Annotated in this window: 1 protein-coding gene; it reads right to left on the bottom strand. The window is 55.7% G+C overall.

Going from position 1 to position 1,236, the window contains the following annotated elements; translation table 11 throughout:
* Positions 1–55 precede the first annotated feature (55 nt).
* Positions 56–1,155, bottom strand: a protein-coding gene (locus tag ACQKI2_RS18565) for an IS3 family transposase (protein WP_427381119.1) whose coding sequence is annotated in 2 segments (ribosomal slippage) — positions 56–894 and positions 894–1,155 — 1,101 coding nt in all. Because the reading frame shifts where the segments join, the coding sequence is not laid out codon by codon here.
* Positions 1,156–1,236 lie beyond the last annotated feature (81 nt).

The following is a 1,236-nucleotide window of genomic DNA, read 5'->3' as shown; positions in this document are numbered from 1 at the left end:
TGAACTTGACCCCATTCCTGGACCATCTGACCGGAGAAAATCCCGGCTGATTTGCTCAGGGTGGACTGCCTGATCCTGAGCTCATCATCAATGTTGCCGGCACTTCATAGCCAATTGCGCTGTGCGGCCGATGGTTATTGTACTCGACCCGCCATGACTCGCATTTTCGGCGGGCGTCGGCAAGGTTCATGAACCAATGAGCATTCAGGCATTCGGCCCTGAACTTGCCGTTCAGGCTTTCAATGAACGCATTGTCGGTCGGCTTTCCGGGCCGTGAGAAGTCCAGCTCCACATTCTTCGCATAAGCCCAAAGGTCCAGATCTTTCGAGACAAACTCCGGCCCCTGATCCACCCTGATGGATTTCGGGTAGCCAAGCCCGGAACACACCCTTTCAAGTGTTTCGACCACATCAGCCCCGGTATAGCTGCCCCGGACATCAATCGCAGGAACAAACCGGGTGTACGCATCGATGATGTTCAGGATCCGGATCTTGCGGCCGTCGTAGAGCTGGTCGTGCACAAAATCCATGGCCCAGACATCATTGCGCCGGACGGGATCTGCTCGACCTTCTCGAAGCTTCGCCTTCACCTTCCGCTTCGGCGTTTTATTCCGCAACTGCAGGCCCTCCTCGCGATACAGCCGGTAAACCCGTTTGGCATTCACTTCCCAGCCTTCTCGCCGGAGCAGTACGTGAATACGCCTGTAGCCATAGCGCACGCGCGTCTCTGCGATCTCTCTGATCCGCTGTCTCAGATCTGCCTGCGTCGAACCGTGGGACACATAGTGATAGGTTGATCGACCCGCCCGAAGAACTTCACAGGCGCGCCGTATGCTGACCTTCCAGATCACCCTGAGATCGTCCACCAGCTCTCGACGTCGCGCAGGCTTTAAAGCTTTCGGCGGATGACATCCTGGAGCATTTCCTTGTCCAGCGATAAATCAGCGACGATCCGCTTCAGCCTGGAATTCTCTTCCTCCAGCTGTTTCAGGCGCTTCATCTCGGATGGCATCAGGCCACCATAGAGCTTCTTCCATCGATAGAACGTCTGCTGCGAAATGCCTGCCTTCCGGCAGACCTCCTCAACCTTCGTGCCTTCCTCAGCCTGACGCAGAATAAATGCGATCTGCGTGTCCGTGAACTTCGACTTCTTCATCTGTCATCCTCGCTCGGCAGCCCACATGCTAAACGAGAATTTTCCCAAATCGAATGGTCCAGTTTGCCGGAAGCAGGTCAC

This window comes from Hyphomonas sp. NPDC076881, assembly GCF_050269995.1.
In the GTDB taxonomy this organism is placed as follows: Bacteria; Pseudomonadota; Alphaproteobacteria; order Caulobacterales; family Hyphomonadaceae; genus Hyphomonas.
This window is presented reverse-complemented; position numbering and strand designations above follow the sequence as displayed.